The sequence below is a fragment of the Nocardia beijingensis NBRC 16342 genome, from assembly GCF_001612785.1.
GTDB lineage: Bacteria > Actinomycetota > Actinomycetes > Mycobacteriales > Mycobacteriaceae > Nocardia > Nocardia beijingensis.
The window spans coordinates 1-25,947 of sequence record NZ_BDBC01000018.1 but is presented as its reverse complement, the minus strand read 5'-3'; the positions used below and the strand labels follow the sequence as shown (position 1 = coordinate 25,947).

At 69.9% G+C, this 25,947-nt stretch carries 22 protein-coding genes; 13 read left to right on the top strand and 9 right to left on the bottom strand.

Annotation, left to right across the window (positions count from 1 at the left end; all coding sequences use genetic code 11):
- Nucleotides 1-64 precede the first annotated feature (64 nt).
- The 7 genes from NB3_RS12675 (at nt 65) to NB3_RS12645 (ending at nt 8,238) form a co-directional block, all read left to right on the top strand.
- A complete protein-coding gene (locus NB3_RS12675) occupies nt 65-1,369 on the top strand; it encodes an APC family permease (RefSeq protein ID WP_244891883.1) in 1,305 nt (434 codons plus the stop codon).
- Nucleotides 1,370-1,525: 156 nt separating this feature from the next.
- On the top strand, nt 1,526-2,071 hold the full coding sequence (locus NB3_RS12670; RefSeq protein ID WP_067801467.1) for a hypothetical protein: 546 nt from the start codon (nt 1,526-1,528) through the stop codon (nt 2,069-2,071).
- Nucleotides 2,072-2,239: 168 nt separating this feature from the next.
- Nucleotides 2,240-3,301, top strand: a complete 1,062-nt coding sequence (locus NB3_RS12665; protein ID WP_067801463.1) for a TIGR03617 family F420-dependent LLM class oxidoreductase — start codon at nt 2,240-2,242, stop codon at nt 3,299-3,301.
- Between the two features lie 84 nt (nt 3,302-3,385).
- Nucleotides 3,386-5,704: an arylsulfatase gene (locus NB3_RS12660; RefSeq protein WP_067801460.1), complete on the top strand. Its 2,319-nt coding sequence runs from the start codon at nt 3,386-3,388 to the stop codon at nt 5,702-5,704.
- A gap of 317 nt (nt 5,705-6,021) precedes the next feature.
- Nucleotides 6,022-6,399, top strand: coding sequence for a PepSY domain-containing protein (locus tag NB3_RS12655; protein ID WP_067801456.1), 378 nt, complete (start codon nt 6,022-6,024; stop codon nt 6,397-6,399).
- Nucleotides 6,400-6,404: 5 nt separating this feature from the next.
- Nucleotides 6,405-7,115, top strand: a complete 711-nt coding sequence (locus NB3_RS12650) for a DUF8020 domain-containing protein (protein ID WP_067801453.1) — start codon at nt 6,405-6,407, stop codon at nt 7,113-7,115.
- A 115-nt stretch (nt 7,116-7,230) separates the two neighbouring features.
- A complete protein-coding gene (locus NB3_RS12645) occupies nt 7,231-8,238 on the top strand; it encodes a DNA topoisomerase IB (protein ID WP_067801451.1) in 1,008 nt (335 codons plus the stop codon).
- Nucleotides 8,239-8,277: 39 nt separating this feature from the next.
- Here NB3_RS12645 and NB3_RS12640 read toward each other — a convergent pair whose 3' ends face one another.
- Complete coding sequence (locus NB3_RS12640) at nt 8,278-9,480, bottom strand: AI-2E family transporter (RefSeq protein WP_084486182.1); 1,203 nt, start codon at nt 9,478-9,480, stop codon at nt 8,278-8,280.
- A gap of 478 nt (nt 9,481-9,958) precedes the next feature.
- On the opposite strand from NB3_RS12640, the gene NB3_RS12635 reads away from it, so the two are divergent.
- Nucleotides 9,959-11,017: a DUF4185 domain-containing protein gene (locus NB3_RS12635; protein ID WP_084486181.1), complete on the top strand. Its 1,059-nt coding sequence runs from the start codon at nt 9,959-9,961 to the stop codon at nt 11,015-11,017.
- Here NB3_RS12635 and NB3_RS12630 read toward each other — a convergent pair.
- The 6 genes from NB3_RS12630 to mftR all read right to left on the bottom strand — a co-directional run bounded on the left by NB3_RS12630 (nt 10,968) and on the right by mftR (nt 16,323).
- Nucleotides 10,968-13,253: a SpoIIE family protein phosphatase gene (locus NB3_RS12630; RefSeq protein ID WP_067801448.1), complete on the bottom strand. Its 2,286-nt coding sequence runs from the start codon at nt 13,251-13,253 to the stop codon at nt 10,968-10,970. The two genes, NB3_RS12635 and NB3_RS12630, sit on opposite strands and share 50 nt — an antisense overlap.
- Nucleotides 13,250-13,885, bottom strand: a complete 636-nt coding sequence (locus NB3_RS12625; RefSeq protein WP_067801445.1) for a SpoIIE family protein phosphatase — start codon at nt 13,883-13,885, stop codon at nt 13,250-13,252. The genes NB3_RS12630 and NB3_RS12625 overlap by 4 nt, the downstream gene beginning before the upstream one ends.
- Nucleotides 13,878-14,291 (bottom strand): ATP-binding protein, encoded by a 414-nt coding sequence (locus NB3_RS12620; RefSeq protein WP_051020806.1) that lies wholly within the window; start codon nt 14,289-14,291, stop codon nt 13,878-13,880. Before NB3_RS12620 ends, NB3_RS12625 begins: the two co-directional genes overlap by 8 nt.
- On the bottom strand, nt 14,281-14,670 hold the full coding sequence (locus tag NB3_RS12615) for an STAS domain-containing protein (protein WP_039798459.1): 390 nt from the start codon (nt 14,668-14,670) through the stop codon (nt 14,281-14,283). Before NB3_RS12615 ends, NB3_RS12620 begins: the two co-directional genes overlap by 11 nt.
- A 12-nt stretch (nt 14,671-14,682) precedes the next feature.
- Nucleotides 14,683-15,588 carry an STAS domain-containing protein gene (locus NB3_RS12610; RefSeq protein ID WP_039798458.1) on the bottom strand — a complete coding sequence of 302 codons (906 nt, stop codon included), beginning with the start codon at nt 15,586-15,588 and terminating at the stop codon, nt 14,683-14,685.
- Between the two features lie 138 nt (nt 15,589-15,726).
- Nucleotides 15,727-16,323, bottom strand: coding sequence for a mycofactocin system transcriptional regulator MftR (gene mftR / locus NB3_RS12605; RefSeq protein ID WP_067801442.1), 597 nt, complete (start codon nt 16,321-16,323; stop codon nt 15,727-15,729).
- A 65-nt stretch (nt 16,324-16,388) separates the two neighbouring features.
- On the opposite strand from mftR, the gene mftE reads away from it, so the two are divergent.
- A complete protein-coding gene (gene mftE, locus NB3_RS12600) occupies nt 16,389-17,084 on the top strand; it encodes a mycofactocin biosynthesis peptidyl-dipeptidase MftE (RefSeq protein WP_067801439.1) in 696 nt (231 codons plus the stop codon).
- Entirely contained in the window at nt 17,081-18,304 is a 1,224-nt protein-coding gene (gene mftD, locus NB3_RS12595; protein WP_067801437.1) for a pre-mycofactocin synthase MftD, read from the top strand. The genes mftE and mftD overlap by 4 nt, the downstream gene beginning before the upstream one ends.
- A 4-nt stretch (nt 18,305-18,308) precedes the next feature.
- Here mftD and NB3_RS12590 read toward each other — a convergent pair whose 3' ends face one another.
- Nucleotides 18,309-18,779: a MarR family winged helix-turn-helix transcriptional regulator gene (locus NB3_RS12590; protein ID WP_067801434.1), complete on the bottom strand. Its 471-nt coding sequence runs from the start codon at nt 18,777-18,779 to the stop codon at nt 18,309-18,311.
- A 274-nt stretch (nt 18,780-19,053) separates the two neighbouring features.
- On the opposite strand from NB3_RS12590, the gene NB3_RS12585 reads away from it, so the two are divergent.
- The 3 genes from NB3_RS12585 (at nt 19,054) to NB3_RS12575 (ending at nt 22,770) form a co-directional block, all read left to right on the top strand.
- On the top strand, nt 19,054-20,730 hold the full coding sequence (locus NB3_RS12585; protein ID WP_067801708.1) for a fumarate hydratase: 1,677 nt from the start codon (nt 19,054-19,056) through the stop codon (nt 20,728-20,730).
- A 136-nt stretch (nt 20,731-20,866) separates the two neighbouring features.
- On the top strand, nt 20,867-21,331 hold the full coding sequence (locus NB3_RS12580) for a hypothetical protein (RefSeq protein WP_218020576.1): 465 nt from the start codon (nt 20,867-20,869) through the stop codon (nt 21,329-21,331).
- Nucleotides 21,332-22,242: 911 nt separating this feature from the next.
- Complete coding sequence (locus NB3_RS12575; RefSeq protein ID WP_084486180.1) at nt 22,243-22,770, top strand: M15 family metallopeptidase; 528 nt, start codon at nt 22,243-22,245, stop codon at nt 22,768-22,770.
- A 433-nt stretch (nt 22,771-23,203) separates the two neighbouring features.
- Here the strand turns inward: NB3_RS12575 and NB3_RS12570 are convergent.
- Nucleotides 23,204-25,947 (bottom strand): SbcC/MukB-like Walker B domain-containing protein (locus tag NB3_RS12570; protein ID WP_280516580.1); only part of this gene is annotated, 2,744 nt, incomplete at its 5' end.

The window sequence follows — 25,947 nt, the reverse complement described above, 5'->3', positions numbered from 1 at the left end:
CGCGGGCTTCAGCGCCGACGACGCGGGTATCCGCCGCCCTGTGGCGGATACTTTGCGACGGGCGGTGAGCACGCCCCTGCTGTACTTCTTCATCCTCGGCGACATCCTGGGCGCGGGTGTCTACGTGCTGGTCGGGAACATCGCGCGGGAGTCCGGCGGTGCGATCTGGTTGCCGCTGCTGGTGGCCCTCGCTCTGGCCTGCCTCACCGCCGGTTCCTACGCCGAGCTGGCGACGAGGTACCCCAGAGCTGGCGGCTCGGCGCACTACGCGGGCCGCGCGCTCGGGTCGGCCGCTGGATCGCTCGTCGGCTTCTGCATGCTCGCGGCCGGCGTCGTGTCGGTGGCCGCGCTGAGCAGGGCGTTCGCCTCGGACTACCTGCGCGCCTTGGTGACGCTGCCGACCACGCCGGTGGTGGTCGTGTTCCTCGGCGCGTTGGCGTTGCTCAACGTGTACGGCATCAAGGAGTCGCTCGGCGCCAACGTGGCCGCGACCCTGGTCGAACTCGGCGGCCTGGTCCTGGTGATCGGGCTCGGTGCGTGGGTGATCGTCCGGGGTGACGCCGAACCGGCCCGGCTCGCCGAGGTGGGGACCGCGGAGCACGGCGTCGTCGGCGCGACCCTCGCGGGCGCGGTGCTGGCCTTCTATTCCTTCGTCGGCTTCGAGACCTCGGTGAATCTGGCGGAGGAGGTCGCCGACCCGCGCAGGTCCTATCCGCGTGCCCTCTTCGGTGCGCTCCTCACCGCCGGTGGCGTGTACCTGCTGATCGGGTTCGCGGCCGGTGCGGTGGTCCCCACCGACCGGCTGGCGAACTCCAGCGGCCCGCTGCTGGAGGTGGTGCGCGTGGCCGGTGGCGTCCCGGACGAGCTGTTCGCCGTGGTCGCCCTGGTGGCCGTCGCGAACGGGGCACTGCTGACCGGCATCATGTCCTCGCGGCTGGCCTACGGCATGGCGCGCGAGGGGCTGCTGCCGCGGGCGCTGGGCCGGATCCTGCCGGGCCGCAGAACGCCATGGGTGGCGATCGCCGTGACCGCTGCGGTGTCGTTGGCGCTCGCACTGACCGGAGAGGTGGCCTCCCTCGCCGAGACGTTGGTGTTGTTGCTCCTTTGCGTTTTCACCGCGGTCAACATCTCGGTGCTGCTCCTGCGGCGCGAGCCCGGCGGGGCCGAGCATTTCCGCGTGCCCCTCGTCGTGCCGTGGCTGGGTCTGGCTTCCTGTCTGTTCCTGTTCACCCGGATCGACGGGGAGGTGTGGTTGCGGGGTGGCGTCCTCCTCGGCATCGGAGTGCTGTTCGCCGTCGTGAACGCGATTCGTGCGCGCCGGTCCGCCGCCGACGGTCGCGGCGCCTTCCCGGCCCGGCGCGGCGCGTGACGATTCGCTTTCCATCGCGCGACGACACGAGGATGTCGTTGCACCGGGTAGAGCCTGGTGGTACACGGAATCTGCGACAGCGTCCCGGCGCGATCGCAGTACGCCAGATCGGATCGACATCCCGCATCCACCCCCTGTCCCGGAGGTTCCCACGCGATGGCATATCCCGTGCACGGCGGCTCCTCACTCGGCCGAAGACTCCACGGCTACACCCCGCGACGGCACAGCAGGCTCGCCGCGGCGCATCACGTCATCGACGTGCCGGATCGGCCCAGCGAATGGCATCCGGGGATGCTGTGGTGGGATGCGAGAACCGTGCGGGTGACCTACCCGCGGCCGGAGGCGACGGGGCGCTGGAACACCGTGCCGCACTTGGTGTTACCGCTCGACCACGGGCGTCTGGCCATTCGGATCTCGTCGCATTCGCGCGAGGCGCGGCACCTGGCCCGCGAGCAGCGGGTCATCGTGCAGGCCGGAGACTGGCGAGGGGAACCGGCTCTGGGTTCTCGGCAGCATCAGGGCACCGCCGAATTGGTCCGGACGGGGCCGCTGATCGACCACGTGCGAACCGGCATGCACACCAAATACGGACGATGGCTCGGCTTGGCACACCTCAGCCACCGGCTGGCCATGGGCGCGGCTCCCTATGGCGACCTCGTGGTCGTCATCACCGTGCGCGAGAAATCGCGCTCGGGTACCTGACGTCCCCGTGGAGATCTCCGCCGCCGACGGTGCTGTCGTGAAACACCCTGCGGCGCACCGCTCTCCAGGCGATTCCGGCGGACTGGACACATGCACGGAGTGCTGTCCATACGATGGGGTCGTCGTGTCGCGGAAGACGTGGCGCACCGATGACCGGCGGAGGTCGAAGTGAAGGTCCATTTGCAGGTCACGGGAGCGCCGCGTGCGGTCGCGTCCGAGGCGCGCGCGTTGGCGGAGACCGGGGCCGACGGCCTGTTCACTTTCGAGGGCCCGCACGACGTGTTCTTCCCGCTCGTCGTCGCGGCCGGTGCGACAGCCATGGAACTGATGACGAACGTGGCGATCGCCGGGCCGCGCAGCCCGATGCATCTGGCGCACGCGGCCTACGACTTGCGGGTCTACAGCGAGGGGCGGTTCCGGCTCGGCCTCGGCTCGCAGATCCGCGCCCATGTCGAGAAGCGCTACGGCAGCAGTTGGGGCGCGCCCGCGGAGCGCACCGCGGAGAGCGTGGCGGCGGTGAAGGCGATCCTCGCCGCGTGGGAGGGGCAGGGCCCATTGAATTTTCGCGGCAAGTACTACACGCACACCCTGATGCCGCCCACCTTCGATCCGGGACCGAACCCGTTCGGGCCGCCGCCGGTGCTGATGGGCGCGCTCGGACCGGTGATGACCCGCAAGGCCGCGCAGGTCGCCGACGGGCTGCTGGTGATGCCGTTCAACAGCGCGCGCCATTTCACCGAGCGCACACTCCCCGCCGTCGCCGAGGGCCTGCGCCGGGCCGGGCGCGGCGCGGCGGAGTTCCCGGTGATCGCTCAGGTCATGATCGCGGTGGGCCGCACCGAGCAGGCGCTGGCCGCCGCGATGGGCGGAGTGGGCTCGTTGATCGCCTTCTACGGGTCCACGCCCGCGTATCGTCCCGTCCTCGAAGTCGAGGGATGGGCGGCGCTGCACCCCAGGCTCAACGCCCTGTCCAAGACCGGCGGTTTCGCCGAGATGCGCGCATCGGTCACCGAGGAGATGGTGCGCACGATCGGAGTGGCGGGCACACCGGAAGAGTGCGCGGCACAGATCCGGGCCCGCTTCGGCACGGGGATCGAGGAGGTGTGCTGCTACTTCCCCGGCTATACACCGGATGCGGCGGACGTCGCCGACTTGGTCGCCGCGTTGCATCGCAGCACAGCCCAGGCGCGTCCGCCGGCCGGCGCGGCCCACAGCCGGCAGCGAAGGTAGCAACACCGGATCACCCGGTCATCCGTTGGGCGCACGCTGCGCGAAAGAATGGTGACCGGCGCGAACGTGGCTTTGACTGCACCAATGCCTGTTCCACCCCATGCTCGCGGCTACGAAGACTTCGGCGGCTCGGTCGGCCGCACCACGGCCGATTCGACACCGGATTGGCGCTACCCGCCCACCGCCCCCGAGGGCGCTCCGAACATCGTCGTGGTGCTGATCGATGACATGGGCTACAGCGACATCGGCCCGTTCGGCTCCGAGATCGAGACACCCACGCTGGACCGTCTGGCCGCCACCGGCCTCCGGCTGACCAACTACCACACCACCCCGCTGTGCTCGCCGTCGCGTGCGTCGCTGCTGACCGGGATCAACGCCCACCGCGCCGGATTCGGCTTCGTCGCCAACGCCGATCCCGGGTATCCGGGTCTGCGGCTGGAACTGGCGGACGACGTGCTGACGTTGCCGGAGATGCTGCGCGGCAACGGGTACGCCACGTACGCGGTCGGCAAATGGCACCTGGTGCGCGACGCCACGATGAACCCGGCCGCCCACCGGGATTCCTGGCCGACCCAGCGCGGCTTCGACCGCTACTACGGTTCGCTGGAGGGCCTCAACTCCTTCTACTACCCGAATCAGCTGGTATCGGACTCCTCGGTCATCGATATCGAGGAGTATCCGGAGGGCTACTACCTCACCGACGATCTGACCGACAAGGCCATCGCCTACATCAAGGATCTGCGCGCGCACGACGCCGCCAAGCCGTTCTTCCTGTACTTCGCGCACGTCGCCATGCACGGTCCCCTCCAGGCCAAGCCGGCGGACCTGGCCAAATACCACGGCCGCTACGCGAAGGGATGGGACGACCTGCGCAGGAGCCGGTTCGCCCAGCAACTGGCGCAGGGCCTCTTTCCGGCGGGCACCCAGCAGAAACCGCGCAATACCGAGCCGGGTTACGAAGCGGCGGAATGGGATTCGCTGACTCCCGCGCAGCAGCGGCGATTCGCCCGCTACATGGAGGTGTACGCGGGCATGGTGGACAGCATTGATCAGAGCCTGGGACGCCTGGTCGACACACTCGAGCAACTCGGCGAGCTCGACAACACCATCATCGTGTTCACCTCCGACAACGGTGGCACCGCCGAGGGCGGGCCGGAAGGCACCCGCACCTACTTCGCGGAGTTCGCCCACATCACCGATCCGGACTGGATCGGCGACGTACCGCACGACGAGAAACTGATCGGCACCGCGAAGCTGGGCGTCCACTATCCGCGCGGGTGGGGTCAGGCGTCCAATACGCCGTTCCGCTTCTACAAGGGCCAGACCTTCGCGGGCGGCGTCCGCGTGCCGTTCGTGATCTCCTGGCCCAAGGGGCTGCCGCGCGGCGCGGGCGACAACGGCATCCGGCACGAGTACACCTACGTCACCGATCTCGCGCCGACGTTGCTGGAGCTGGCCGGATTGCGGCGGCCGACCGTTCGCCACGGTCTGCGGGCCAAGGAGTTCGACGGGGTCTCGGCCGTGCGAACGCTGCGTGACCCGCGGGCGGCGTCCGAGCACACCGAGCAGTACTCGGAGATGGTCGGCAACCGCGGCTTCTATCGCGACGGGTGGAAACTGCTGTCGCTGTACGAGCCGGGGACCGACATCGACCAGCCGCGCTGGCAGCTGTTCGACGTTCGCACCGATCCGACGGAGCTGCACGACGTCGCCGAGCGATTTCCGGAGAAGGTCGCGGAACTGGCCGCGGCATGGGACGAATCCGCCTGGGCCAATACCGTCTTCCCGCTGGTCACGCGCGAGGATCTGGCGCGGCGGCGACCGGAGGAGGACAGATTCTCCGCACCCGTCCGCCTGCTGCCGGGCACGCCGACACTGGAGCGGTACCGCTCACAGCGGCTGATCGCCTACCGGGACTTCGTGATCGAAGCCGAACTCGCCGGGTACGTCTCCGGCGACGAAGGAGTTCTCGTCGCGCACGGTGACCCGCTGGGCGGCTATCTGCTCTACATCGAAGACGGCCGGGTGACGTTCGGGGTCAACAGCTACGGCCGTTACGACAGCGTCACCACGCCCACCCCCACGCTCGCGGTCGGCACGCGGCACATCACCGTGCGCGCCACGGTGCGGCCCCGGCTGCGGTGGGATTTCGCCGTCGAGGTCGACGGCGCCCAGGTCGCGCGGCTGGTCGATCGAGTCCAGTTGGTCGGCATGTCGCCGTGGACCGGGATCTCCGTCGGCGTGGACGCCCGCGGCCCGGTGGCGTGGGAACTGCGCGAACGCCGCGGCACGTTCCGCTACACCGGCGCGCTGCGTGCGATCACCTACACTCCCGGTCCCATCCAGGTGCCGCGGCGAACCATCGAGGCGGTGGAACGCGAGGCGGAATTCGTCGCCGAATGAGTGCACCGGGCCGGTCGGCGCGGCGGTTCGGGAAGGTGGGTGCATTCGGAGGGGATCGAGCGCACCCACCCTCGCGCCTCGGCGACGGCTGAGCAGCGGGCACAGCCGGCGCGGGCAGCGTCGGGACTGACCGACGGAGACGAATGCGAGAACCCCCGGAAACCCCGACCCGTGACCGACCTTAACGCCGCGAGCCCGACGATGACGGGAAAACGTGTTCCTGAAATGATTTTCAGGTCGCTTCAGGCTGCCTTAAGCCACGTCCTGCGAAGGTGATCCTCGTCTTCGAGATCACGACTCTTGCAGGAGGTTTCACCATGAAGTCCACTGTCGGCCGTGCGTTTCGCCGTCGGCGCGGGTTGCTCGCGGCGGCCGCTGTCGCCGGGCTGCTCGTCGGCGGACCGGTGGCGCTGTACGCCGCCACCGGGCCGCACTCGCCCGACCGGAACGCTGTCGCCGCGTACCTCTCCGACCACGACCTCGCGCTCACCGCGGCTCCCGCGATCAGCAGGCAGCAAGCCGTGGACAAGGCGCGCGAAGCCGTGCCCGGCGGCGCCGTGGTCTCCGCGGAACTCGATGCGGAGGGGACGACGGCGGTGTGGGAGGTCGAACTCAGGACACCCGACGGCATCGAGCACGAGGTGACGGTCGACGCGAACAGCGGGGCCGTCCTGGGCACGGTGAAGCAGGACTGACGGACATGGTTCTGCGCGAGATCGCCACGATATCCACCCTCGCCGTCGCTCTGGCCTGCGGCTCGGCCGGAAACGCCGTCGCAGCGCCGGGGACAGCCGGTGCGCAGGTGGTCAACTACACCGCCACCACCTCCGCCGAGAGCGTGGTCGTCCGGATCGACTCCGGCTCGGTGCGGGCCGAGAACGGAGTGTTCGCGGTCGCGGCGGACGACGGCACCGTCCTCGCGGGCACGCCGCTGGAATTCCGCGTCGACGACTTCGTTTTCCCGATCGCGGCCGACATCGGTGACCGGACCGCGACGCTGACACCGTTGTTCGACGTCGAGCACGCCCAGTACCGCCCGGTCGCCCTTCCCTTCGAGGACTCGGCGCGCTGGCGAACCCCGTACGAGCGTGAGGTCGCGGCGTTCACCCGGCTGAAGGACACCATCGCGACGGGCGCGGCGATCGGCACCGTCGTCGGCGGTCTCGGCGGCGGCCTGGTCGGCTGCGTGCTCGGCGGCATCGCGGGCGCGACCGTCGCGGCCGCGACGATCGTCGGCATGTTCGGCCCGTTCATCCCGGCCGCCGCCGTCGGCTGTCTGGGCGGCATCCTGGCCGTCGGCGCTCTGGGCACGCTCGCCGGTCAGCTCTTCGTCACCGCGCCGATCGCCGTCGCCGCCTTGGTGCAGTACTTCACCACGGTCAATCAGCCTTTCGTCCCACCGGCCCCGTAGCCGGTCCGGCCGAACGGATCGGCAGCGGACACGGGCCGCGCCAGGTCGTCCTGCCGGGACCTGGCGCCGCGGACTGTTTCGTCCGTCCAGGACAGGGCAGCTATCTGATGTGAGCATGCGATTGCGCCGTAGCCGACCGTATGACGGCGGCCTGCAACGCGTCCGGCGCGGACGCGGATTCGGTTATCGCACGGTGGGCGGCGAACCCGTGGACGACGCGACGCTGGAGCGCATTCGAGGGTTGGCGATTCCGCCGGCCTGGCGGAAGGTGTGGATCTGCCAGCACGACAACGGTCACATCCAAGCGGTCGGCGTCGACGCCGCGGGCCGGCGCCAGTACCTCTACCACGAGCAGTGGCGCAAGGAGCGAGACGAGGAGAAGTTCGACCGGGTCCTGGCGCTGGCCGGGCGTCTGCCGCAGGTCCGCGCGCAGGTGGGGGAGGATCTCGCCCTGCGTGGCCTGGCGCGGCGGCGAGTGGAGGCGGTGGCCATCGATCTGGTGGATCGCGGGGTGTTCCGGGTCGGGGGCGAGGAATACGCCGAGGAGAACGGCACCCGTGGCGTCGCGACGTTGCTGCGCGAGCAGGTCCGGGTGTCGGGGGAACAGATGCGGTTCGACTACGTCGCCAAGGGCGGTATCCGGCGCCGAGTGAGCGTGCGAGACCCCTTGCTGGCCAAGGCCGTTCGGTCCCTGCTGCGCAGCAAGGCGGACTCCGATCGGCTCTTGGTGTACCGCGACGGCGACCGCTACGGCGAACTGCGCGCCGACGACATCAACGCGCGCTTCCAGGAGCTGGCCGCCTGTGAGTGCAGCGTCAAGGACCTGCGCACCTGGCAGGCGACCGTCCTCGCCGCGGCCGCGTTCGGAGCGATCGAGCGGCCGTCGAACCACCGCGCGCGCAGGCGTGCGGTGCGGGAGGTCATGGACGAGGTCGCCGCCGCGCTCGGCAACACTCCTGCCGTCGCCCAGGCGTCCTACGTCGATCCACGGGTGGTCACCGCCTTCGAGAACGGCACGACCGTCGCCGCGGCGCTGCGGCGCGCGCGCCGGGCCGGATCCCCGGACGCGGAGCGGGCGATCATCGACAGCGCCGTCATCCGCATGCTTCGCCGGACACGGTGATACCGGCGCGTCGCGGACACGAACCGGCCGAACCGGTCCTCATCGCTCGTCGAGCGAGGGCAGCACGGTCTCGCGCATGATCAGCAGAACGGCCGCGGCGACGGGGATGGCCAGCAAGGCCCCGATGATCCCGAGCAGCGCGCCCCCGAGCAGCACCGCCACCACGGTCACCAGCGCGGGCACGTGCACCGCGCGGCCGATGATGCGTGGCACCAGCACGTAGTCCTCGACCAGGCGCAACGCGATGAAGAACACGACGGTCGCCACCGCGACCGGCAAGGAGACGGTCAACGCGACCAGCGCGACGATCACCCCGGCGAGCGTCGAACCGACGATCGGGATCAGGTCGAGCACCGCCACCAGCACCGCCAGCAGCAGCGGGTAGGGGACGTCGAAGAAGAGCAGCCAGATGCCGGTCAGGACGGCGGTGATCAGCGAGATGACCAGGTTGCCCAGGATGTAGCCGCCCACCTTGGCGAAGATCTCGTCGCCGATCAGGATCGCGCGCGGGCGCCGGGAGCGGGGGAAGAGCCGGTAGACCGAAGCGCGCACCCGGGTGAAATTCGCCATGAAGTAGGCGGTCAGCACCGCGACGATGATCGTGCTGCTGACGATGGAGAACACCGCGCGTCCGGCGTCCAGCACCCCGGTGGTCAGCCCGGAGGAGTCCGATTCGAGCGTGTGCCGCAGCCGGTCCTGCAGGTGGAAGCGCTGGTCGAGGCTGGCGATGTAGGGATAGCGGTCGGCGAGGTGCGTGACGTAATCGGGAGCGTTGTGCGCGAGCGCTTCGCCCTGCGTGAGCAACGGTGGTATCGCCGCGGCGAGGAAGCCGGCGAACAGGCCGACCCCGACCAGGTAGACGGTGGTCACCGCGGCCCAGCGCGGGAACCGTGGTCGCACCAGCCGGGACACCAACGGCTCCATGCCGATGGCCAGGAACAACGCCACCACGATCAGGATCAGTGTCTGGCCTGCGGCGAGCACGGTGCGGATGGCGGCGTAGGTCACCGCGACGCCGGCGGCTCCGGTCATCCCAACCATGAACGGCGAGCGCCGGTCGAAGGGGCGCCCCGGTCGGCCGAGCGGGAATTCCGCACTGCGCGCGCGGGCGGCTTCGGCCTCGGCGGCGACGATCGGACCGGCTTCGTCGGTGCCGTGGGGTTGCGCGATGTCGCCACTGTGTCCGGCGTCCCCGGGATCACGGGCGGGCTGTCGCGCGTCGGCAGTGTCTTTTTCGGACATGCGTTCCGTCCGATCGCTGGGTGAGCTGGTCCGGTATGGCAGTGCGCGGCTTACCCGCTGGTGGGCCGCCCAAACCCGGCAGGGGCCACCGGGTGGCCGGGCCGGCCCGGAGTCACACCGCGGCGCCGGTGCGCACGCACGTCACCCGGGGTGTCGACGGCAGCCGCTCCGCAGTGGATCGACTCGTGCGAACGGAGGCTGATCCCGCACATTCCCGAGCACTGGCGAACACCGCGCACATCCGAAGCGGGGACCGCAACCGGTCTCGGTCACCGCAGGCGCGCGTCCCGATATCGAATCGAGCTGCCGAAACACAAGCTGCGCAGTCGGTTTCCGCATTCTCGGGCACCTTCGTCCGCCCGATTCAGCAACGTCACAGCCATCGGCAGCCGATACTGATGAGGTAACCGTGCGCACCTCGCGGCGATCCCTACGAGCCGATCCATCGGAGACGCTCCAGAATCGACAGGATCCGGCGATGCCCAAGATCAAGAACCTGAACCCCCTCCCGATGGCCGACATCGGCGGCTCGGATCTGTTCATCCCCTTCCGCATGCCGAGCGGTGAGATCGGATACCTGCTCGGTGACACCTTCTCCGGCACCGAACCCGCAGTGGGCGGCCCCAACTGGCGTGCGCCGATGCTGTTGCGCAGCGACACCCACGACCTGTCCGGACCGATCGAATTCCGGTCGGCGGCGCGGGATGCCAGGCAGCTCTGGGACTACGTGCACGACAATCCGCAGTACTCCACGGTGCTGCCGTGCGACGCCATCACGATCGGCAGCCGGATCTATCTGTGGGTGATGGTCACCCAAGGACTGGCGAACGAGCGGTGGTGCGAGATCCGCTGGTCCGACGACAACGGCGAGAGCTGGACCGATACCGGCGTCCGGTGGTCGACCAGCGCCTACGGCGGAAAACGCACGATGATCTCCTGGGAACGCGGTGGCGACGGCTACGTCTACGTCATCTCCACCGGCGGGCTGGCCAGGAACAAGAACATGCTGCTGTGGCGTGTGCGCGAAACCCATGCCGCGCTGATCGATCCGGCGGCCTGGCAAGGATGGGGCTGGAACGGACAGGACTGGGGCTGGGGCCGCGATCCCGGCAGCGATCCGCGCTTCGGCATCCTGGCCGATGGCACGAAGCTCGGCGAGATCGGATTGCGGCGCATCCAAGGGAATTGGGTGATGTCGGGGTTCGACGCCGGTGCCTACGGAGCCTTCGTCAAGGTGGCCGCGAGAATCACCGACAACTGGCGCACAGCCTGGACCTATCGTCCGGTGAAGGGGTCGTTCTGGGCGCCGGGCGGTCCGGATATCGTGCCGCGCCTGTATGGGTGTTATGTCCACCCCGACAGCAGGTTCGACGGCGCGTTCGGCATGATCGTCAGCGAGTGGGCGGAATCGGGGAACCCCTATCGGGGCATGCAATACCGGATCTACGGAGTCCGGCCCGCCGCTGCGCTCACCACGGGGCGAATGGTCAGACGCGGCGGTTCGTTCCGCGCAACGGGTTGGCGACCGGGAAGGTGATCGCGGGCAGCGTCACCGACATCCGCACGGTCGTGCCCGCTTCGGAGTGGTCGATGTCGAGTTCCTCGGTCAGCGCGCGCATCATGTCGATACCGCGGCCGCGATATCCGGGATCGGATGCCCGTGGCTTCCAGTCGCCGGTGTCGGTGACCACGATGACGACGGTGTCGATGTCACAGGTGGCAGACATCCGCACCCGGCCGTTGTCGTCGTTGCGGTAGGCGTGCTCGATGCTGTTGCTGCACGCCTCGTTGGCCGCGGCGACCAGATCGGCGGCCAGGTCGTGCGGCACCGCCGCGGCGGCCAGCCATCCCTTCAGCGTGCGGCGCAGCACCGCGAGTTCGTCCGCGCGCGCCGGCACTTCCAGCCGCAGCGGCGCGGGCGGCTGGCGGTAGACCACCATGGCGACGTCGTCGTCGTAACCGGCGGACGGCCGCAGGCGCGAGAGCACCGCGTCGGCCACTTCCCGCGGCAGCCGCCCCGAGGTGTCGGCGAGCACCGCGGCGATCTTGGCGAACCCGTCGTCGATGTCGACGCCGCGCTGTTCGACCAAACCGTCGGTGAACAGCACCAAGGTCGAGCCCGGGGTCAGCGCCGTGGTGGCCTCCGGTCGGCGGGGCGTGTCGAAGGTCGCCAGCGGCACCGAGCGTCCGCCTTCCAGCAGCCGCCCGGTCGTGGCGACGTCGGCGAGGATCGGCGGCATATGCCCCGCGCTGCTGTAGCGGACCAGACCGCGCACCGGGTCGAGCACGGCGGCGCAGACGGTGGTGCACATGGCGCCGGGGATGCGCGCGGCGACGGTATCGAGTTCGGCGAGCAGCTGCGCCGGTCCCGCGCCGCGCAGCAGCAGCGCACGGGCGGCGGTCCGCAACTGGCCCATCACGACCGCGGCCGACAATCCACGGCCGACGCAGTCGCCGACCACCACGCCGATGGTGCCGTCGCGCAGCGGCACCACGTCGTACCAGTCGCCGCCGATCTCCAGCGGCGGGAGCGCGGGCTCGTAGTGCACCGAGAAACGCGGGGGCAGATCGATCGGGCCGAGCATGGCGCGCTGCAGGGTCAGCGAGGTGGCGCGTGCCTGGTCGAAGTTGCGCGCCCGCTGCACGGCGAGGCTGAGATGACCGATCAGCAAGGAGAACAGCGTCCAGTCCGCGGCGCTGATCGCCCGGGGCGCGGCGAAGCGCAACCACACCGCCGCGTCGCCGGTCTCGCCGAGCGGAGCGACGATGCCCTCGGAACTCTCGGCTCCGTCCGGAAGGGCGAGCAGGCTGCGGGGCGGCCTGCGTCTGGCGCGCTCCAGCAGGGCACGCGAGGCGTCGTCGAGGGACGCGGCGCCGTCGCGCGACGTGCTGTCGGCGCCCGTGCCGGAGACGTACACCTCCGGCACCGCGTTGCGGCTCGGCCACACGGCCACCACCGCGGTTTCCGCGCCCACCGTGCGGCGCAGCTCGTCGAGGCCGACGGCGAGCACCTCGACCACGCTGGTGGCCGCGCCGACGGCGGTGGCGAGCCGGGACGCCGCCTGGTCGCGCGCCTGCGCGTCGTGCTCGGCGGTGATGTCGCGGAGGGTGCCGACGAAGATCCGCTCGTTCCCCTCGGGCCTGATCAGGGCGCTGGTGCTCACCGCGAGCCACACGTTGCGCCCGTCGCGGTGCCGGATGGGGATGACGAAGCGCTGTGCCTCGGTACCGAGATCGGGATAGCGCGGCCCCTCCGGGCTCGACCACGGATGCGGCAGCGGATAGGGGACACCCGCGGCGCCGTAGCCGGTCAGGGCGCCGAAAGCGGTGTTGACCTCGATGATGGTGCCCTGCGCGTCGGCGACGAAGAAGCCGTCCTGCAGCGATTCCACCAGCGCGGTGCGGAACGCGTCGCGTCCGGCGAGATCGTCGGCGCGGGAACGCTGCTGCTCGTAGCGGCGGGTGCCGTCGAGATAGCCGCGGGTGGCGATGTCGAGCGGAACCAGGGTCTGCAACAGGAATTCCAGCGCGGTCTCCGGCAGGCGTGCCGCGGGTTCGCCGCCCTCGGTGGCGGCCTGCTTCTGCCGCTGTTCCTCCGCGTCCTGGACCACGCGGAAGTGGTTCTCGGTGAGGTCGAGCAGGCTGATGCCTTCGACCAGGGCGCGCCTGCCCAGCTCGTATCCCTCGGCGAGACCGGCCTGGGTCGGCGAATCCATGTGCCGCCGTAGCGCGTCGGCGTAGTCGTCCAGGAAGTCGGCCAGCAGGGCGCTCATCTGGCCGCCCCTCCCGCGCCGCGGTGCCGCGCGGCGAGCACCAGTGCGTCGTCGGTGTCCTTGGCATGCCGGGCCAGCATCTCGGCGGTGATCTCGGCGGTGGACTTGGAAAGATCGATGGCGGAAGCGGACTCGGTGACGATGCCGTCGGTGGACATCAGCAGCAGGTCACCGGGACGGACCGCGACCGACTGCGGCTGGAGGTTGGCCGGAAGACGGTAGCCGACGATGCCAGCGGTCAGCAGGACGGTGGCGTGCACCCGCAGGCTGCCCGCCGGACCCGCGGTCAGCACCTGGGATTCGACATTGCCGACGCCGAGCCAGCGCACCGTGTCGCCTTCGTCGAACAGGGCCAGCGAGATCGCCGCCCCCCGCGTGTCGGCCATCGCCCGGTGGCACAGCACCATCAGCACGTCCAGCGGTTCGGCGCGGTTCTCCGACAGCACCCGCGCGGCGCGATCGGCCGCGTCCGCCGCGGCGGCGCCGTGCCCGAGCCCGTCGAGGACCGCGAACAGGACGGTGCCGCCACCGGCGTCGAGGACGACGCCGCGGTCACCGGAGACCTGCTGACCGGGCAGCGCGCGTCCGGCCACCGCCCACTCGATCCGGCCGATGAACCCGTCCTCATGCACCGTTCGGTACCCACTTCCACATCTCCACCAGCGTGCCGCGACCCGGCGCCGAATCCACGGTCAGCCGGTCCATGAGCCGCCGGGCGCCGGGCAGACCCAGCCCGAGCCCGCGTCCGGTGGAGTAGCCGTCCTCCAGTGCCCTGGCGATATCGATGATGCCGGGCCCTTGATCCTCGGCCTGCACCACCAGGGCTTGACGACCCTCCCGGTCGTCGACGAGCAGTCGGATCTCGCCGCTGCCCGCGTAACTGGTGATGTTGCGGGCGATCTCGGAGATCGCCGTGGAGATCATCGTGCGGTCGGTCAGGGTGAATCCGAGTTTCGCTGCCAGTTCGCGTCCGGCTTGACGTGCGGTCACGATGTCCCCGGACACCCTGACCGCGATCACCACGTTCTCAGCGGCCACTGTCACGACCGTCTCGCTGGCGACGGGCTGGGATCTTGCGGTCCAACCAGGCGAGTCCCTCTTCCAGATCGAGGGCGGTGTGCATGTCCTCGAAGGTGAGACCGAGCTGCACCATGGCGAACGCGACTTCCGGTTGCAGACCGACGATCACCGTTTCGGCGCCGCGCAGCTGCGTCATGTGCGCGATGGTACGCAACGATCTCGCGGCGAACGAATCCATCACGTCGATCGCGGTGACATCGACGATGATGCCGTGAGCCCGGTATTTGCTGACCTGTTTCATCAGGTCGTCCTGCAGGCGTTCGGTATCGGCGTCGGTCAGCGCGGACTGCACCGACGCGATGAGATACGTCCCTTGTTTGAGAATCGGAACCGGCATGGGCGCGCCTGATCAGCGGCCGTCGCGTTCGGTAACCCGTTCGGTGACGCGGGAAACCTCGTAGCCCAACAGTCGTTCCGCTTCCTCGATACCGCCCTGCAGGTCGCCGACCGCGTTCATCTTCGACAGATCGAGGCCGATGGTGACCAGGGTGAGCGCGATCTCCGAGGACAAGCCGGTGATGATCACGTTCGCGCCCATCAGCCCGGAGGCGTCGACGGTCTGCACCAGGTGGTTGGCCACGGTGGAGTCGATCTGGGGCACACCGGTGATGTCGATGACGACGACCTTCGCGCGGTTGGCCCGGATGGCGCGCAGCAGCTGTTCGGTGAGCTGGCGGGCGCGCTGGCTGTCCAGCACGCCGATGATGGGCAGGATCAACAGCTGCTCACGCACCTGCAGCACCGGGGTGGACAGCTCGCGGATGGCTTCCTGCTGCTGGCGGATGACGCGCTCGCGCTCCTGCACGAACGACACGGTCACGGTGTTGGCGATGCGGTTGGCGGCCGGCTCGTAGGCGTCGAGCACCTTGTTGAGGAGTTCGAAGTCCGACTGGTACTTCTCGAAGAGGCTGCGTGCGAGCACGTCGCGCAGCAACAGCACGATGCCGATGACCTCGTCGGTCTCGACGCCTCTCGGGATGATGCGTTCGGACAGATCGCGCGCGTAGGCCTGCAACGCTTCGACGCTACCGGTCTCGAGCACGTCGACGTAGCCGTCGTAGATCGAGGTCGCCTCGGAGAAGATCTCCTCCGGGGTCATCGCGGTGAGCAGCTGGGCGTCGGCGATGCGGCGCGCCCACTCTTCACGCAGCGCGGTGCGGTTCTGGCGCAGGTGCTCAACGAGCTGCGGAAGCAATTGGTCGATCGGTCCCGCGGTCAGGGAATCCGCCGAAAGGCTCATGGACACCTCGGACATGGACTCCTGCCCCTTTCGACGGTTCAGTCGGGATCTGTGTGCGTTCGGCGCTTGCCGATTCCGAGCCTAGTCATACCCCACCCGACTCGCCGCCGAAACCTGCCGGTTGCTCGCCTGAAGTCCGAGTGCGGGAATACCTCACGGCACCGTAGCGAACCCGCGTTCCAGCGCTGCGAGCGCCTCCTCCAAATACACCGTGAGGTCCGCGTCCGCGCGGGCCAGCCAGGCGTCGAACGCCGCGCGCGCCGCCGCCAGCGTGGTCCGGCCGACCGCGAGCGGGATGAGCCCGTCCTCCGGTTCACCGAGCCGGCTCGCCGCGAACGCGCTCACAGCGCGCTCCCAGGCGTCGTAGTGCGCGCCCGCCGTGGCGGCCAGTGCGGGTATGGTCGCCACCAGCTGCATGCGGGTGCGCAGTTCCGGAACGTCCTCGGCGCGATATTTGTTGGCCTCCACCACGACTCGGCGTACCGCGGTCATCATCGGCACATTGTCGGGGACGGTCGCGAAGGCGGCGCGCAGCGCGGCGACCTCGTCGTCGAACTGCGACCAGAGCACCTCCGCCTTGGTGGGGAAGTACCGGAAGAAGGTGCGTCCGCTGATGCCCGCCGCGGCGGCGATCTGCTCGACGGTGGTCTCGTCGAAACCCTGCTCGCTGAACAGTCGCATGGCGATCAGTTCGAGTTCGCGTTTCGTCGTGCCGCGTGGGCGGCCGCGCGTGGCCCGGTTCTCCAGCATCGTTCGATTGTGCTCGGCCCGCGGCGACCCTTGATTTTGTCAGTGACTGACGATAATGTCGCCGCATGTTGACGGATCTCACCTGGCCCGACGCGGGCGCCGCCGCGGGTGCGATCCTGGCCGTCGCGGTCGGCGCGACCGAGCAGCACGGCCCGCATCTGCCGCTGTCCACCGACACCGACGTCGCCGTGGCGCTGTGTGCCCGGCTGGCGGCGGCGCGCGCGGACGTGCTCGTCGCGCCGGCGATCCCGTACGGCGCCAGCGGTGAGCACGCGGGGTTTCCCGGCACGCTGTCGATCGGGCAGGCGGCGCTGGAACTGCTGGTGGTCGAGCTGTGCCGCTCGGCGACCGATACTTTCGCACGGATCCTGCTGGTCAATTGGCACGGCGGCAACATCGAACCGCTACGGCGAGCGACGGAACTGCTGCGCACCGAATCCCGCGACGTGCGCCTGTACCTGCCGCGCTTCGAGGGCGACCCGCACGCGGGCCGGTCGGAGACGGCGCTGCAACTGGCGCTCGCGCCCGAGCGCGTGCGCGGTGACCGCGCCGCGGCCGGTGACACCCGTCCGCTGGCCGAGCTGCTGCCGCTGTTGCGCAGCGGCGGGGTGCGCGCGGTCAGCGCCAACGGCGTGCTCGGCGACCCGGCCGGCGCGACCGCCGCCGAGGGCGCGGCCCTGCTCGAGCACCTGAGCGCCGACCTGCTCGACCGAACCCGGCTGTGGTGGCCGGAGAACTCCCCGGAAAGGACCGGAACATGAATCCGTGGTTCGAGACCGTCGCCGAAGCGCAGCGGCGGGCGAAGAAGCGCCTGCCGAAGTCGGTGTACGGCGCTCTGATCGCAGGCTCCGAGCGCGGCCAGACCATCGAGGACAACCAGCGGGCGTTCACCGAACTGGGTTTCGCGCCGCACGTGGCGGGGCCGATCGGAGAGCGCGACCAGTCCACGACGGTGCTGGGACAGCGGGTTTCGATGCCGGTGCTGATCTCGCCGACGGGTGTGCAGGCGGTGCATCCCGACGGCGAGGTCGCCGTCGCCAGGGCGGCCGCGGCGCGCGGCATCGCGATGGGCCTGAGCTCGTTCGCCAGCAAGCCGATCGAGGAGGTGATCGCGGCCAACCCGGCGACGTTCTTCCAGTTGTACTGGTGCGGCGGCAAGGACGAGATCCTGCTGCGGATGGAGCGCGCGAAGCGGGCGGGCGCGGTCGGGTTGATCCTGACGCTGGACTGGTCCTTCTCGCACGGGCGCGACTGGGGCAGTCCGGTCATCCCGGAGAAGCTGGATCTGCGCACGATGCTGAAGTTCGCACCGCAGACCCTGGCGCGTCCCCGATGGCTGGCGACCTATGCGCGGTCGGGCAGCATCCCGGATCTGACCGCGCCCAACATGGCCATCGGCGACGCACCCGCACCGGGGTTCTTCGGCGCCTACGGCGAATGGATGGGCACGCCCGCGCCGGATTGGGCGGACGTGCGCTGGATCTGTGAGCAGTGGGAAGGGCCGGTCCTGCTCAAGGGTGTGATGCGGGTCGACGACGCGCTGCGCGCGGTGGACGCGGGCGTCGCGGCGATCTCGGTGTCCAACCACGGCGGCAACAATCTCGACGGCACCCCGGCCGCGATCCGGGCGCTGCCGGTGCTGGCCGACGCGGTGGGCGCGCAGATCGAGGTGCTGCTCGACGGCGGCGTCCGGCGCGGCAGCGACGTGGTGAAAGCCGTGGCGCTGGGTGCGCGCGCGGTGCTGATCGGGCGCGCCTATCTGTGGGGCCTGGCCGCGAACGGTCAGGCAGGCGTGGAGAACGTGCTCGACATCCTGCGCGGCGGCATCGATTCGGCGCTGCTCGGCCTGCGCAAAACGCGCGTCACCGATCTGGACCGTTCGGACGTGGTGGTGCCGTCGGGCTTCGAGCGAGCGCTCGGGTTGCCCGAAAACGCCTCCGCGGCAAGTGATCCAGCCGAGCACGCGGCCACGCCCGCCTGAACGGTCAGTGCTCGGCCGCCGCGCGCCGGTGGTGGGCCAGCAGGGTGTCGTAGATGTCGGCCAAGGCGGCCAGCTGCTGGCGATCGAGGATGTCGATCATGTGCCTGCGCACGCTCCGCACGTGGGCGGGCGCGGCGTCGGTGAGCACGTCGGCGCCGCGCGGGGTGAGCTTGGCCGCGGTGCGGCGGGCGTCGTCGGGGATCGGTTCGCGTGCGACCAGCTCGCGTTTCTCCATCCGGGTGATCTGGTGGGACAGCCTGCTCTGCGACCATTCGAGCTTCGCCGCGAGGTCGGCGAAGGTGAGCCGGTGGTCCGGCGACTCGGCCAGATAGGCCAGCACCGAGTATTCGACGTAGGTGAGGTTGGACTCCCTGGTGGAATCCCGCCCGACCGCCGCGGCGATGAGATCGCGGGTGCGCACGAAGCCCAGCCAGGCGCGCATCTCGACGTCATCGAGCCAATGGGGATCGGTCACGACAGCGCTCCAAACTCCGACTTGTACCGAGAACGTCACGCGCCGCGGCGTGCGGCGCGCGAACGGTCCGCGCGCGGCCGGACTCGGACGTCCGGGCGCTTTCTCCGGAATGAGAGGTAGCATCACCGGGGTTGAACGTGCAACCTTTGCCGGCCAACTGTCCGAGATAGGGTTGCCTAACCAGCAGGGCGTGCGCGCCGGTGGCTAGGCTCGCTGTGCTCGTGACCAGCCCGGCCGTTCGCGGTGTTCGGGCCCGTTCGAAGGAGTGCGACTGGTGACCGCGCCGGAGTTCCGTTATTCAGACCTGCTGCCCATCGGCGCGGACGACACCCCCTACCGATTGCTCACGACCGAGGGCGTCAGCACGTTCGAGCACAACGGGCGCACCTTCCTGCAGGTCGAACCGGAGGCGCTGCGGCTGCTCACCGAAACGGCGATGCACGACATCAGTCACTTCCTGCGTCCTGCGCATCTGGGCCAGCTGCGCAAGATCATCGACGATCCCGAGTCCAGCGGCAACGACCGCTTCGTCGCGCTCGACCTGCTCAAGAACGTCAACATCTCCGCGGGCGGCATCCTGCCGATGTGCCAGGACACCGGCACCGCGATCGTGATGGGCAAGAAGTCCGAGGGCGTGCTGACCGGCGCCGACGACGCGGAATGGATCAGCAGGGGTGTGTTCGACGCCTACACCAAGCTGAATCTGCGGTACTCGCAGCTCGCGCCGATCACCATGTGGGAGGAGAAGAACACCGGCTCCAATCTCCCCGCGCAGGTCGAGCTGTACTCCACCGCGGGCGATCCGGCGAACCCCGCCTACAAGTTCCTGTTCATGGCCAAGGGCGGCGGGTCGGCGAACAAGTCGTTCCTCTACCAGGAGACCAAGGCCATCCTGAACCCCACCCGGATGCTGGAGTTCCTGGACGAGAAGATCCGCTCGCTCGGCACCGCGGCCTGCCCGCCGTACCACCTCGCGGTCGTGATCGGCGGCACCAGCGCCGAGTTCGCCTTGAAGACGGCGAAATACGCTTCCGCGCACTACCTGGACAATCTGCCCACCGAGGGCTCGTTGTCGGCGCACGCCTTCCGCGATCTGGAACTGGAGGAGGAGGTCTTCAAGCTGACCCAGTCCTTCGGTATCGGCGCGCAGTTCGGCGGCAAGTACTTCTGCCACGACGTGCGGGTCGTGCGCCTGCCCAGGCACGGCGCCAGCTGCCCGGTCGCCATCGCGGTGTCCTGCTCGGCGGACCGGCAGGCGCTGGCCAAGATCACCGCGGAGGGCGTGTTCCTCGAGCAGCTCGAGCGCGAGCCCGCGCAGTACCTGCCCGAGCAGACCGACGCCATCCTCGGCGGCGACGTGGTGCGCGTCGACCTGAACCGTCCGATGGACGAGATTCGTGCCGAGTTGTCCAAATACCCGGTGAAGACCAGGCTTTCGCTGACCGGTCCGCTGGTCGTCGCCCGTGACATCGCGCACGCCAAGATCAAGGAGCGGCTGGACGCGGGCGAGCCGATGCCGGACTATCTGCGCGACATGGCCGTCTACTACGCGGGCCCGGCCAAGACGCCGGAGGGTTACGCGTCCGGCTCGTTCGGGCCGACCACCGCGGGCCGGATGGACTCCTATGTCGACCAGTTCCAGGCGGCGGGCGGTTCGTTCGTCATGCTCGCCAAGGGCAACCGCTCCGCGCAGGTGACCAAGGCGTGCAAGGAGCACGGCGGCTTCTACCTCGGCTCCATCGGCGGGCCCGCCGCCCGGCTGGCGCTGGACTGCATCAAGTCGGTCGAGGTGCTCGAGTACCCCGAACTGGGTATGGAAGCCGTCTGGAAGATCGAGGTCGAGGACTTCCCCGCCTTCATCGTCGTCGACGACAAGGGCAACGACTTCTTCGCCGAAACGCAGAAGCCGATCGCGCTGCGCGTGCGCACCCGCTCCAAAGAGCGCGTCTGAGCCGTCGTCCCGGCCCGCAGCGGCGGGCCAGGACACGACGATGTCACCCCGATCACCGGGGCGGTGGTGCCGTCGCAGCGGGCACGCTTAGCGAAGAACATCGTTGAACCGGCACCGATGCAGGTCGAGGAGAGCTATGAGCACGTCCAGACCAGTACCGACGGCGTTGTGTCTCACCGAGTCGGCCGCCTCCCGGTTGGCCGATCGCGCTGCCCGCGAGGGAACCAGCTGTACCGCGTTGCTCGATCGCCTGATCCAGGAAGGCGTCGACCAGCTCGACCACCCCGGCATCGTCTTCCGCGGTCCGCTGCACGACCGGCGCGCCGCGCTGACGGCCGGTCCCGAGGTCTGGGAAGTCGTTGCGCGCCTGCGCGAATTGGACGGTCCGGTGGAGCGCCGGATCGCCGTGCTCAGCGCGAAGTCGGACCTGCACGCGAGCAAGATCAGGCTGGCGCTCGCGTACGCCCGCGCGCACGACGGGGAGATCCTGGAACGGATCGCGCGCAATAGGGAAGCGGCGGAGTGGATTCGCCGAGCGGGTGTGCCGATGACCTCGTCCCGGTCGCGTCCGAGCGCGCTGAGAGGTACGCCCGGAATGTGATCCGGCCGTGCCGTGTGGTGCGGCCGGTCTTCACATGGCTGGGGAGGGAATGTGAAATTCCCGACATCTGTGGATTATCCACCCGAACTGCGGGCGGCCGGCGGCACGAGCGCCGGCCGCCCGCAGTGCGTTCTGGGGCTTCGGATCGTTCGCCGTGCGGCGGGCGCGGGGGATTCGCGCAGTGCGTCCGTTTGCCGATGCCCCGGAGGGGTACGACATACAGACCGAAAGGGACGCATCGCTACGCGAAAGTTCCTCGCGGAGATCCGATCTCATCGCGTCGGACGCCCCGATCCGGCGCAAATCACTCAAAAGCCGCTTATCGACGGATGATTCGAGATCGACGACAGACCGAGTGGTGATGTGATCCACAGCACGTGCACAGATTGTGGACATCACTCGTTCCAGGCGGAGCGAAACGTTTGCTGTGCAAGGGAGATTGGGGGCATAAAGGACATATCAGATCGGCATTATCCCAAGTTGTGGAGTTTTCTGTGGAATTCGCTCGCGGTTGTCCACATGGTGCCGATCGGTGCGGCGATTGTCGTGCGGACGTTGCGCGCGCTGCGAGCCATGGCACGGTTGTCGTCGCTGCCCATCGGTATTCGCCGATTCGGGTGTGGACAACGGGGTGCGTTCGACGCCGGATGCGGGGAGGTGATCGGAGCAGGGGGCGAACCGAAGGACCTTGGCTCGCACTGCCGCGGACTGGGGTAGGGCACGGTCGCCGCATTCGCTCGACAGCTTCACGTTGTCCGTGTCTCCGAGCCGGGCACAGGTGCGGCAATCACCTGCCCGACCAGTATGAGTCACCGGTGAAGTCATGCGCCGACACCGCGGGAACACCCCTGCCGCCCATATGGGATCGGGGCATACCCGGCATACGTGATCGCAGGCGATAGCATCGGCGCATGGTGCTTGGGAATGCTGGGCGGAGCCTGATCGCGGCGGGACTATCGGTGGTAGCGCTTCCGGCGCTGGTCACAGCCGGTTTTTCGGCGGGCGAGGCGCGAGCCGACACAGCCGTCGCCATCGAGCGGCGCGAGTCGGCCGGCTCGGCGACCGGCACCGAAGGGCTCGATCCCGCGCTGGCGCTGGCGTACACCCTGGCCGAACGCGAGGCGCACGCGCAGGGGGTGCCCCTGTCCATCACGTCCGGCTACCGGACGCCCGCCGAGCAGCAGGCGCTGTGGGAGGACGCTGTGGCGACCTACGGGCCGGACAACGCGCGCCGCTGGGTGCTGCCGCCGGAGGAGTCGACGCACGTGTCCGGCGACGCCGTCGACGTCGGTCCGCAGCAGGGCGCGCGCTGGCTCGAAGCGAACGGCTACCGATGGGGGCTGTGCCGATCGTTCGAGAACGAATGGTGGCACTTCGAGCTACAAACCGTGCCGGGCACACCATGCCCGCCCATGCTGCCCGACGCCAGCGTGCGGTGACCGGGCCGGTTTGTGGGATGTGACATCTTCGAATACGAACGTGCCGGGCACACCATGCCTGCTCATGCTGCCCGACGCCAGCGTGCGGTGACCGGGCCGGGTCGGTAGAACGCAATCGGCAGCCCGGTGCGGATGCGGGCGCGCCGCCGACCGCTGCTCCCGCGGGGCCGATGGGGGCGATGAGGACGCCATGACGATCGGCGCCACGGTGGCGGCCGGGCGCGGCGGCAAGCGGTGAAATTATGCGCCGGGCTGGGGGCACCGCCGGGCCGTCTGGAATCCTTGCTCGGCTCGGCTCGGCTCGGCTCGGCTCGGCTCGGCTCGGCTCGGCTCGGCTCGGCTCGGCTCGGCTCGGCTCGGCTCGGCTCGGCTCGGCCCGGCCCGGGCGCGACGTGCCGGAGTGCGCCTGTGAGCCACCCGCCCCAGATAACTGCTAGGTCACCGGCGTGAGTTCCAGTGCGCCTTCGATCGTGGTGGGCAGCCTGCGTCGATCGGGGGAGCCGAGGGCGGTGGTGAGATCGGTGCCGTCGTGTTCGGCGAGCAGGTCGCCGCTGTCCCACACCAGCAGGGTCGCGCTGACGGTGTTCTCGGCCGCGGCGTGCGCCAGGTCGTAGTGCGCGCACGCGGGGACATGCGGATAGGTGATCCACAGGTCGTAGCCGGTCATGAACAGGTCGAGGTCGAATTGCACGCTCAGGCCGAGCAATTCGCTGCGGCCGTTGTCGTCGACACCGGCGAATGCCTCGTCCAGGGCCAGGAGGCGCGGGGCCTGCGGGTCGGCCGAGTCGAGCATGACGTGCGCGGCGGCGAACAGCGGCAGGTGCAGCGACACCGACTGCTCCCCGCCGGAGAGCGCGCTGTGCCTGGCCACGGTGAGCTTGTCCTCGCTGCCGTCGGCGGAGATCAAGGTGAACGAGAACACCCGCCAGGTGCGGTAGTCCAGGGTCGCGGCCAGGATCTCCGGGTAGGAGCGTTCCGGGTGCGCGGCCCGCGCCGCCCTGATCTCGGCGGCGAAATGCGCCCGGATCGCCGCCAGATCCTCCGCCGTCAGCGCCGAGGCATCCCGGTCGAGCAGCTTGCACATCGCCCGCGCCGCGTCGGACAGGCTGTCGGCGAGCACCCAGTGCACGCCGATGGTGTTGCCCGATGACATCCGCCGCTGCTTCATCTCCGCGCCCATCCTGGCGATGAGATCCCGCGCGTCGCTGGTGCGTTCGTGGATCTGCTGGGCGAGGCCGGTCAGCAGGGCGTCTTCGAGGATGCGCCGCTCGGCGTCGGTGAGCAGCAGTTCCTGATCCCGGCGCGCGGCGTCGACGCGGGCGGCGAAGTCGGCCAGTGCCGAGACCCCGTGCTCGTCGTGCACCTGGACGACGGTCAACCCGTCCGCGGCGTCCCATTGCAGCCGGTAATCACGGCCCGACCCGGCCAGCGCCGCGTCGAACTCCTGCAACGCCGCGGTCACCGCCGTGCGCGTGGACTTGCGCGTCGCCTCGCTCGCGCGCACCGCCGCGGTGGCCGCGGTGAGGTTGTCGAATAGCGCGGCGACTTCGTCGGGCAGCACCCCCGGTGTTGCGTCCGGCCCTGCCGTCGCGATCCGGTACAGCAGTTGCTCGGGCGTCGACCACGCGGCCGCACTGCTCGGCCAGCGTGCGTCGGCGGGGGCGCCCAGCAGCCTCAGCAGATCCGGCTGGGCGTACGGCGCGAGGTTTTTCACCTCGGCGAGCACCTCGGTCAGCGCGGTGGCCAGCGACTCGTGCGCCGTGCGGTAGGCGGCCTCGGCGTCGCCGACCGCCTCGATGGCCTGGTTGGCGGCCTTGCGCGCGGCCTTCTGCGCGGCCTTGGTCGCTTCGATCCGCTGCCGGGCCTGCTCCAGCTCCCGGTCGATGTCGGCGGCGCCCGCGCCGAGCGCCTCGCGCAGGGTCTCCAGCTTGCGCAGCTGTTCCTCGTATCCGGTGCGCGCGGCCTCGGCCTCCTCCGCGAACGCCTCGGCCAAGTCGGCGGCCTCGGTCAAGCGGTCGTCGGCTTCGCGTGCGCGCTCTCGTTCGCGCTCGTGGTCCCCGCGCAGCCGCAGCAATCCCGTGCCGGTGTTCTCGAAATGCCGGATGGCCGCGGCCAGCGCATCGATCTCCCCGGCGGTGCGCGGTGTGCGGTGTGCGGCGGCGGCGGCGCGCAGTTTCTTCTCCGCGGCCGACACCTCGGCGACCGCCTGATCGAGATCGCGCTCGGCCTGGGCGGCGGCCTCCGCGCGCGATCGCAGCACGCCCGCGGCCTCCGACATCGCGCGCAAAGCGGCGGTCACCGCGGTCGGGCGCGGGAGCGCCTTCGCGGCGGCGGAGATTCGCGCGAGTTCGGCGTCGGCGTCGGCCTCCCGCTGTCCGGCGACGCTTCGGTCCTGCTCGGCGGCCGCGACAGCCGCGGTCAACTCGGCCGAGCGGACCTCGCGACGCTTGGCGCGCGCGGTGGCGCCGATGAACTCGGCGTCGGTCTTGCGGTGGCGGCCGATCTGCACGCCCTGCCGGAACGCGCCGTTCACTCCGATCGCCACCGCCCCGCTCGGTTCGCCCGCGCCATCGTGCAGGGCGATGGAAGCGAGCACACCGGCCACGACCTGCCGCGGCACCGCCAGCGTGTCCGAATCGTCTTCCACGACCAGCACGTCGGCGAGCGTGCGACCGGTCGGGCGTTGCGATGCGGGCAGCGGCACCAAGAACTGATCGGATTCGTAGTCCGGCGGCAGCTCGCCTTCCGGGCAGACCCAGGCGTCCAGCAGGTTCGCGGCCTGCAACGCGGCCTCGATGCCCGCCGCGGTCTCGGGCGGCACGTCGTCGGCGAAGCGCACCAGCCGCCACAGCGCGGCGCCGGGCCGGTCACCGGTCCGGCCGGAGCGGCCCGCGAACGCGGGCGGCGCGTCGTCTCGCCGGGCCGCGACCCGCTCGAGCTCGGCGGTCAACTCCTCGATGCGCGCCGTGGCCGCGGCCACGCCGGCGCGAGCCTCTCTGCGGCGGGTGCGGATCTCCTCGAGCAGGGGTTCGGTGCGTTCGGCCAGCACCTCGGCGACCGTCGGCGCATCCGAACCGGCCTCGGCCAGAGCCGAGTTCAGCGCTTCCAGCAGGCCGGTGCGTACCGGGGTGTAGATCGCGCGGTGCTCGTCCCACCAGGCCCGCAACGCGGCCGCGG